At 35.7% G+C, this 9461-nt stretch carries 10 protein-coding genes; 7 read left to right on the top strand and 3 right to left on the bottom strand.

Annotated features, from left to right (window positions below; all coding sequences use genetic code 11):
* Window positions 1–301 precede the first annotated feature (301 nt).
* The gene (locus G5T77_RS16870; RefSeq protein ID WP_038350047.1) at window positions 302–763 is read right to left on the bottom strand and encodes an H-NS histone family protein; all 462 of its coding nucleotides are present in this window, start codon (window positions 761–763) and stop codon (window positions 302–304) included.
* A 111-nt stretch (window positions 764–874) separates the two neighbouring features.
* Complete coding sequence (locus G5T77_RS16865; protein WP_166139618.1) at window positions 875–1393, bottom strand: DUF2726 domain-containing protein; 519 nt, start codon at window positions 1391–1393, stop codon at window positions 875–877.
* Window positions 1394–1611: 218 nt separating this feature from the next.
* Between G5T77_RS16865 and G5T77_RS16860 the strand changes: the two genes are divergently transcribed.
* The gene (locus G5T77_RS16860; protein ID WP_005006214.1) at window positions 1612–2301 is read left to right on the top strand and encodes a hypothetical protein; all 690 of its coding nucleotides are present in this window, start codon (window positions 1612–1614) and stop codon (window positions 2299–2301) included.
* Window positions 2302–2518: 217 nt separating this feature from the next.
* On the opposite strand, the gene G5T77_RS16850 is transcribed toward G5T77_RS16860, so the two are convergent.
* Window positions 2519–3556 (bottom strand): hypothetical protein, encoded by a 1038-nt coding sequence (locus G5T77_RS16850; RefSeq protein ID WP_038350020.1) that lies wholly within the window; start codon window positions 3554–3556, stop codon window positions 2519–2521.
* A gap of 111 nt (window positions 3557–3667) precedes the next feature.
* Here G5T77_RS16850 and G5T77_RS17335 point away from each other — a divergent pair, with 111 nt between their 5' ends.
* From G5T77_RS17335 to G5T77_RS17330, 6 genes are all read left to right on the top strand, one after another.
* Window positions 3668–5584 carry a hypothetical protein gene (locus G5T77_RS17335; protein ID WP_240904299.1) on the top strand — a complete coding sequence of 639 codons (1917 nt, stop codon included), beginning with the start codon at window positions 3668–3670 and terminating at the stop codon, window positions 5582–5584.
* Between the two features lie 119 nt (window positions 5585–5703).
* Window positions 5704–6549: a hypothetical protein gene (locus G5T77_RS16840; protein ID WP_166139615.1), complete on the top strand. Its 846-nt coding sequence runs from the start codon at window positions 5704–5706 to the stop codon at window positions 6547–6549.
* Window positions 6550–6663: 114 nt separating this feature from the next.
* Window positions 6664–7236 (top strand): hypothetical protein, encoded by a 573-nt coding sequence (locus G5T77_RS16835; RefSeq protein WP_046127922.1) that lies wholly within the window; start codon window positions 6664–6666, stop codon window positions 7234–7236.
* An 8-nt stretch (window positions 7237–7244) separates the two neighbouring features.
* Window positions 7245–8195, top strand: coding sequence for a tyrosine-type recombinase/integrase (locus G5T77_RS16830; RefSeq protein ID WP_227541429.1), 951 nt, complete (start codon window positions 7245–7247; stop codon window positions 8193–8195).
* A gap of 75 nt (window positions 8196–8270) precedes the next feature.
* Window positions 8271–8648, top strand: coding sequence for a hypothetical protein (locus G5T77_RS16825; RefSeq protein ID WP_005006227.1), 378 nt, complete (start codon window positions 8271–8273; stop codon window positions 8646–8648).
* Between the two features lie 20 nt (window positions 8649–8668).
* Window positions 8669–9331, top strand: coding sequence for a hypothetical protein (locus G5T77_RS17330; protein ID WP_227553516.1), 663 nt, complete (start codon window positions 8669–8671; stop codon window positions 9329–9331).
* The last annotated feature ends 130 nt before the right edge of the window (window positions 9332–9461 follow it).

Below are 9461 nucleotides of genomic sequence, written 5' to 3'. Positions count from 1 at the left end.
CAAACAAGTGGGACCACCTCTGATAATAAGCCAGTTAATAATAGAGTTTTGAATGACATTTAATCGCCTCCAGCGAAACATAAGCAAAGGTATAGTCACATATACTTATAATGTATATACCAAAATTTAACTAAAACTAGTCCGTTGTATAACGTGACCTTCATAAAAACGGTTTAAGTATATACCAATTGCAAATTTTCTTGTTATCGGCTGAAAGCTAATAGAATAGGGTATCGCTTAACGACACTATATAATGGCAAAAAAAAACCACCTTTTACGGTGGTTTCACTAGTTTTAAAGATTAAATCTCTTTAAGGTCTAGATTTTGTTCGCAATAACTACGTACAGCTTCTTTATCTGAAGGATCTAAACCCTTTTCAATCATTTCTTCACGTAACCATTTAATTACTTGACCGCGACCAGCCCAACGTAAGCTGTTGTTTTCACGGTGAACCCATTCATGCGTAAGCTTACGTTTTTGACGTCTTACAGGCTCAACTTTTGTGGTATCAATGTGGTTGTTTTTTAGATATTCACTAAGTGTATGGATGTCCACAACACCATCGGCAGTAATTTTTTCTGAAATGATTGCATTAATGGCACTAACAGCATCGTGAAAAGCTTTATTTTCTTTAACGACTAGTTGTTGTTGAAGTTCTTCAATATAATTCTGAAGTTCAACAGGTGACATTTGAGCAACATTTTCTGGTTTTGATACATTTAACATGTCATTAGTTCCAGTATTGCGAGTTAAGTTGTTCATGATTAAACCTTTAGAAATATATTTGAAAATTAATTCAAAATATCTCTTACGACAAAACCATTTTTACACATTTACAATATTAAAATCAATTAGAGTTAATCGTATTTATACCTAAATATACCTTGAAATGGTTTTTCTTATAACTTTTATGTCTGGAATTTCCTTAAACCTAATGACAGGAATGCCAGCACTCTTCAAAAGCTCGTCACGCCTTTTATCTTTATCCTGGGTATATTTATGATAATGCCCATCAAGCTCAATAGATAATATAGGATTGTAGTCTTCATCAACAATCAAATAGTCCACGTAAAGCCTAGAAAACTGATTTCGGGTACTTATGTTTTGCGTGGTCATAAAAGCACTCATGCTTACTTGCACCAAAATGTTGCGTGATGGAATGACCTGTTCTAGTGCATCAAGCATTATAATCTCGTTTTTTGTAAGGACTTTTTTAGATACAAGCTCCTGATTCTTTTGAGGCTTACGATAGCCTTTTTTTGAATTCTTTTTGGCTTTAGTTTTAGGTTTGCGAAATACGCCACATAAAGCAAAAACTAACTTATACACTATATAAAACAATAATGAATAAATTATAGACTTTAACAAAAAGGAATTTAAAATCGTTTCCATAAACCTAATACACAACAAATTTTAAAGGGTGCTTAAACTTCTTAAACATATTAGATAGTTTTAACGGTGATTGATACGAATTAACTAAAAATGTTTAAGGACTATTAGTGATGCAATGTTAAAAATAGTATAATCTTGTAAAGACAGCTTAGAAGCAGTTTTAAAAGTAAAACTGGTTCTCACAAATAACACCGACTATTTCACTGGAAAAGTTTAAAATGGTATTTAATAAACGTACTTTAGCTTTACTGATTGGTACAATCTCGCTATCAGCACACCTCTATGCCAACAACACAACCGTTAAAGTCTCACAAACTCCAATTGTATCATCTTCACCAATTCCCTTAGTTAAAGCGAATGCAATTGAACAATACTATATCAATGTTAAACATCGCTTTAATGGTGCGGAATTTGAACAACCGCCTCGTAAAATTAAGAGCATTAAACTTAACTTGAATGTTATTAATAACGGGGAAGTGGTTTTAACGGCGCACGAAGCTGATAAATCCAAGCTGGAAGACTATTTACAGCAAAACCCTAAAAACTCGGAACTATTGGCCAGTTACGTTGCTCGTATGATCAATTACAACCACGGCTATACGGTTCCTGAAAACAAGGGTAAATACAGCAAGTATGCAAGTACGACTGTATATGAAGCTCTTCTTGATGAATTGAACTATAACTTCGCAACTACGCCAGTAGTATCAGTAGATAGTTATGCAAGCCAACAACAGCTTGAATCTGCTTATCTATACATCCTTTCTCGTTTAGATCCACAAGAAAAAGCGGTGTTTTGGCAATTTGTGAACACATACAAAGTAGGGGATAAGATTGAGATCCCTGAAGGTACTGTTATAGCAGATGTCTTGAACACTTATAAAATCCAATTGAATTTTAAAGCGCCTTAATCACTAAACAGGTAAGGAATATTTAGGAACAAACTATATTATTTTTTTAAAGTTATTTTTTACCTGTTCCTATATGTAAAGAATATTCTTGGGATCAGGGTGTTGCTCCTAGAGTTCGCAATCTTATTCAGTCAGAAGATCGTGATACTCCAAGTGATAATAGTCGTGATCAAAAAAAAAGCCTACATTGTAGGCTTTTAGCTTTTTTAGATCTGTATTACTGAATTAAGTCGTCAACGGCTTCACCAAGGTAGGTTGGATCGTATTGCTTATACAAATAGTTTTCCAGAATTGGTAAATCTGGTGCTAAAACCATTCGCGTAATTTTAGGACGATCTTCTTCAAGGTTAAGCTTCACATGTACGGCGAAGAAATCAATGTTGTTCGTGATGAAGTCATATTCTTTACGACCAGCACTTTTGAGTTGATCAACCATACGCGAAAAGAAGCGGTTATTCGTAATAGAGCAATTCAAGAACTCTAACGCATCTTTTTCAGTAACATTAATTTCAATAATGTTATTGAGGAAGGCTAGCTCTGGTTTAATTAAGTTGCCGTTACGGTCTGCAGTTAGACATTTTGTAGAAAAGGTACCAATACCAGCCATACGACCATCATATTTCACAAAACCGTGCTCTTCAGATGCAACTAAGTTTGACGCATGAACGTATAGAGTAGGGTGGTGCTTTGTATTCCACTCTAAATCAATAACGTCAGTTTCATTTTCTACATAGAGAGTTTGTAAAAGGGATCTATTGAGGTTGGTATAGAGGACTTGATCAAGCTCTAATACTTTGCGGCGATATAGCTCAGCGAAGGCAATACCGTACTGAGATAAGATATTACATGTTGTATTGAAGCTATTGCAGTAAATCGCACGGTTATCGTTACCGCCGTCTCGATCCTCACTGACCACAATTACATGGTTCCCTAAAACACCATTGATTTTATAAACCACAATTGAGCCTAATGCGAAGTTTTGGGTAAGTAGTTCTTCACCCTCAAATCGTACTGCCGTGCAGTTTTTAATATTTTCTGCGCTTAAAGGATAATTACCCGGTGTGATGGACCACAATGTTGAGACTGGTACAAATAGAGGCTCAATAGAACTACTTAAGTCAACTCGACCAATCGTGATGATGCTTGTGCCGTTAAAACTATCGCCCTTGTGTTCTGCAACGGCTGATGTTCCGATCGTACCTGGTATTTGTGCGTTCTCTGAAGCGCTATTATTTGGTACAACTGATTCTGTCATGAAACAACTCACTAAAAGTTTTATCTTTGTTTAAAAATACCACATGATAAATAGTATTAAAACTTATACTACTATTATAAGATGATCTTTAAGATTCATAAAGGTATATTTATGCTAAACCATAAAACCCAAGTTTGTTTTTTTAATAACCTAATTGGACGTTTTTATAAAAACCATTTGATCATAGATGTTAAACCTTTAAACCTAGATTTTATTTTAGATGTTATTGAATTCCCGACATCAATTGAAGGTTTCAAAAAAGCACCTAAAGTATCAAAAATTAAAATACCTTTTACGCAACTTGCTCAGGATCTTCAGCCACAAAATTACCTAGATTTAGTCCAATCTGATGCCAAAAATCTGTATCTGCAGATTGGGCAAGAAAGACGTTATATTCACGGCGAACAAACTAATTTTTCATATGCTACATCGGTGTTTCAGCAGATCGGTGATGATGAAGTGCTCCAGCTTGAGGCTTTGAACTATGCACTGAAGCTCCAAAGCATTACTAATGGTATTCAGCAACATACAACAGCGATTGAGACATATATCGAGCTAAAGCCTTTACGATATGCGTTTAGCTTAGATACGTTCATAAGTGCAACTGCAGATCTAGATCAACCTTTCGATACTCGTGAAGCGCTTTCTGGCCATATCGTTAACCATTGGGAAAAATGGGTTAAAGCAAACAATATCACCAGTGAAAGTTCTTATGATGCGGTGCTAATAAATACCGATAAATTAATACTGGTTCGAGTCGGTATTCACTCATTCTCAGTGAAGATTACAGACCTTGAAGTGGCTGACGGCGTTATCTATGCTTCTCTTTGTGATTTAGAGCTCTTACAGGTGCTTCTACCAACGTTCTTTGATGGTATACCTTGCCGTATTACTGCATATGCCGATATGAACATTCAATATGCTGTATCGCAATATAAGACTTGGCTATCAAGTCAAAACCTGAAGAAGATCCAGTACGTTCGCAAACAAGGTATTGAGAAGTACTTGCGTAAAAAATTAGAAGATGAAAGTGACTTAATCGGTAACGCGCAACTTGCCAAAACCCTAATGAATACCAGCTATACAGAACAAACAGTCTCGTTTTTTTCTGACGCTTGGGGATTATCGTACGCAAACCATTTTGAGAAGAAAATTCGTCATGCTTTTGATCTGGTCATACAGGCTTTGGATCATGAAGGGATCTCATTAGAGCAGCTGCAGTTCATCAATAGCCTAACAAAAGGGGCAATTGAGAATGCTATTAACGAGATGCTGAACAAGACTGGTTCACCGTTAAACGTGGTACCAACACTCACTCAAGAATTACTGTTAATTTGCGATGAATTCAATGCCAAAAAACTCAACATATCAAGTGAGCTCTTAGATGCAATCACTCAGTTTGCAGAACAATATGCAGTATCACCACTGTTGGCCATTAAGCGTGATAGCGCCGTGTATTTGCTGTATGAACCATTAGATGCCGATAATCAGTTAATTGATTATGAATGGTTTTCTACTGCGGTATATACCAAAAATCAGTTTGTGCCTGAAGCAGATGAACAACATAAAACAAATGTAGCGGATCTTCTTAAATCGGTTGAAGTACTGCATGTATTCAAGCCGAATATCCTGTCGTGGACCAATGGCAAGGTATTTGAAACGCCAGAAGAAAAGAAAAATGCTTTTATGTTATGTCTCACACCTGAAGCATTTGAAAATCAAATAGAATTCTTACGCACGAAGAACGCAATACCAGGATATTTTAAAAACCTGATTACATCCTTAGGTGGTTTAAATTCAGTGGCCACGGAACAAGATAAATACGGTGTATTTTTGATTGAGTCGATCGCTAAAAATTTGACTGGTTTTGCATATCAAGGACAACTCTTTCCTATCGATCAAAATGCCCAAATTGACTTAGATCAATGCTCAAATTTAACGCTTAATTCTAAACTACTACCAAAAAACTACCTGACCTTTAAAAGACTAATGAGATTAAGCGATAGTTTAACGAATGGCGTTAAATAGGTTTAAGGAATATTATTATTTTTACTTTAAGTTTAAATAGTGGTTTTTTAAATGCACAAAAATAAAGTATTATAGTTTCAAACTTAAAACCCTTTTTAAAGTTATATAGAGAATACTGAATGAAACTATTAAAAACTGCGATGGTGGGTATCCTTGGTACTGTATTAGCGCATACAGCTTTCGCATTTGAGGATGAAACTATCCCAACACCGAACTTTAAGGAAGCGTATGTAGGACTTTTAACGCCATCTAAAAGCTTTAATGTTGTTGCTGGTGGCCTTACACCTGAAATCAGCGAATATAAACTGTCTGATAGCTATTTTGAGAACAATTCAAATCAACGATACAAAGCGACAGCTCACCTTTATCAACAGATGAATACTCGACAACGAGCGATGTATTTATTAGTTCAGCACACAGCTTACTTAAACGATATTTTCTACCCTCAACGTAACCCTTTAGTTAATCCAAACGTATCAGACGAACAATTGAATGTTGAACCAGCACTTAATAAACTGCAGTCCTTACGTACTGACAAAGATATTGTCGAAAATGTTGTAGATCGTGAAACTATGCTTCAGGTATTAAAAGCACATTACGATTATTATATGCGCGATCAATTTACAGTACGTTTTTACGGTAAAAACCAAAACACATTTACTTATGGAATTGATAACTATTCTGGTTTAAAAATACGTTCGGTGGAAGGAAACTTACGCATTGTTGATCGCAAAACAGGTACATTGTTAGGTGACTCAATGGTTAAGTTAAACCACTGGATACCAGCTACCCGTACCAAAGAGCGCCGCACTATTGATATACCGTCTTCCATGCCAGAATGGAAAGACGTTGAAATTAAAGATCTTGCAATTAAATTCCAACCAACTGCAATAACAACCATGCAAGGTAAACGCATTGATATTAATAAAATCTATGCGTACAACACTGAAAAATTCAATTTCTAATGCATTAAGCGGTCTATCTCGACCGCTATTTTTATGTTTTGGTACAATTATTAACCGTAGCCTAAGCAAAAGTTATAAGTTGCTTTTCCCACTAATCAAATTAAGGTTAAAACTATGAAAAAAGCTCTCCTATCAATTGCCACTGTAATCATGGTCGGGGGATGCTCAGAAGTGCCGAATGATATGTCGCATATCGATGTTTTTTCTTCCGATCGCTACCTATCAACTGCACATCAATTTAATAAGCTTGTTGATGATACGTTTAAGTATCCTTATTCAAAAATACCGTTTTTTCTAGTGACGAAAGGGTGGAGTGTTAGTGGTCCAAAAGAGCCAGTATCGCAAATTGTATATAGTTGCTTAACTTCTAATGAGGTGGAATTGGTGACAAAAATCAAGCCATTCATGCCCGAAGTGACCTACATCAAAACACCTGAAAACCAGGTGAAAAATTGCATCATTAAACATTCAAATGACTCAATTAATGCTGATGCGCTGAATGACCTTAAAGCGTTCCCTTTATTCCAAAAATATGCAGACAATCCATTTTTACGTAAGACCGTGGATGCTGCGAAAGCAGATGGCAAAATCTCAGTAAAAGAATATATGGATATTGTGCAGATTGTCATAAAATTAAGTGGAGCTGACAAACAGGTTCAGCTAGAGAAAACTATTCAAGAGCTTTAGGTATTCATATGTCGGAAAATCTATCCATGCATAGCATGTCGAATGAGGAATTGATTCAAGAATGGCTTGATAGCCTGAAGCTTGAAAATAAGTCCGACATGACGATTAATGAATACAAAAAGAGCTTACTTTTGATGTTAGAAATGCCTTTTTTTAAAGGTAAACATCTATTGGAACTAGACCGCGATTACATCACATCATTTCGGTTGCATCGAATCGATGTTGATATTGTTTCTGCAAGAACACTCAACAAAAATTTATCAGCTTTAAAAAACTTCCTGAACTATTGTCTGCGTAAGGAATATATACCTGAAAACTTCTTTTCTGACATTCGGGTTAAGTTCAAAAACCAAAGCTTACCGCGCCCGATCGCCGTGAATACGTTGAATGAGATACTTGATAACAAGACGCCATTAAATCCGAAATACAATAATCAAAAGTTAAGAGATCTAGCAGCTGCAGAAATTGCTTATTCTGGCGGTTTACGTATCTCTGAATTACATGCCATCAAACTAAGTGATATCAACCTCAGTGCTATGCAACTAAAGGTATTGGGTAAAGGAAATAATGAACGGATTGTTTTTTTAGGAAAAAAATCACTAGAGGCTATTTCTACTTGGCTTTTAGTTCGTAATCGTTGGATTTCAAAAGCTGGAGTAGAAGACTGCGGATATTTATTCATTGCACCATCTGGCAAACATATTGCGAAAAACCATTTAGGTGCATGCATTACAGCTCTGTTAAAGGCGCATGGTTCTGGAAATATTGGTAGTACTCATGCTTTGAGACATAGTTTTGCATCGCACTTGTATAACAAAACAAAAAATATTCGCGCCGTTCAGGAAATGCTAGGTCATAAATCACTATCTTCGACACAAGTATATATTCTTGTAGATCACGAAACGTTGATTAGTTCTTATAAAGATGCACATCCACGCGCTAGAGCGAACCAAGATTAATAATTTATTCGCTTCTTGTACTTCTAAAGATATATCGTAAACGATCGAAATAATTAACTTTTGATGGTGCCCGTAATGGCTAAGACTTTTGAACAAGTAAAAAAAGAATTTTTCAATACAAGGGTCATCACAAACAATCGACTACCTAAGCGTGGTGAAAGCCACAAAATTGCTGTGAAACTTGGTTTAATAGACCAAAAACAATCAACATATGTTAAAAAACAGAAACTTTCATATGTTGGCTTATCTGTAATTGAGTGTTTTGAAGAAGCTGGTTTAGATGATGTCTATATCAATGAAAAAATTGAAGAGTTTTCAGAGCTAAAAAACTATACTTCATTACATAAGGCATTAAGAATACTTGATGACGGCCACATGGCCCGTTTAGCAAAAAAATTAGAGGTTTCAGTCGATATGCTCAATGCGACATTGGCTGTGCTGAATAAAATATAAAAAACGGATTGAACCAACCCATGAATGCAAATGAGCTTTATGAAAAGTTACAGCAAATTGGTAAGCCACTGGTCCACGTAGAAAGCCTCGTATCTACAATGCAGTTGGAAATCCCTGTTGAGGAGATTGAAAAACACATTGAACTTTTCGGGGTTAATTTTTTACTGGTAGAAGTTGTTCGATATACCTTTGACGGTTTTCTATCTCCAGAGTACCAACACTATATAGACGAATTCATTGCAGAAAATGAACTGGATGAAGATGTCATTTTGAATATCAGAAATAAAACATCATCAGATATAGGCCTGGTTAATGTTGGCTTTAATCTAAATGGTTGCATCCTTGGCTTAACCCATACGGATGAATGGATGGAACATTTATTCCACTTGGTTAAGTTCATTACTGACAGTGAAAAACGCGAGAAAAGTAGGAACTTTTTGTCTGAACAAGACAAAATCAAGGAACAAAAAGTTTTAGAAAAACAAGCCAAAGAAAAAGAAAGGGAAGTGATGATTCAACAGGTAGAGGATCTCACCAATACCGATGATTTTAAATTATGCAAAACGAAGGGTGAAATATTGTTGTTTTGGGAAAAGAACATTCCTGACCTATACAAAACTCTATCCAGAACTTTTATGGAAACAATGTCTAAGAAATATATCTCTATATTGCGTGGCTCATGAAGTGATACGATATGAGGAAGAACAACGAGTAGTGCATAAATCAGCGTTCTTAGAGATGGATCCGTAAATTTGAACAACTCCTATAAGTGATATTCTGCTCCTCAAATGATGTTATAAACATCAATATATG

Source organism: Acinetobacter sp. GFQ9D191M, assembly GCF_011174875.1.
Taxonomy (GTDB): domain Bacteria; phylum Pseudomonadota; class Gammaproteobacteria; order Pseudomonadales; family Moraxellaceae; genus Acinetobacter.
This window is presented reverse-complemented; position numbering and strand designations above follow the sequence as displayed.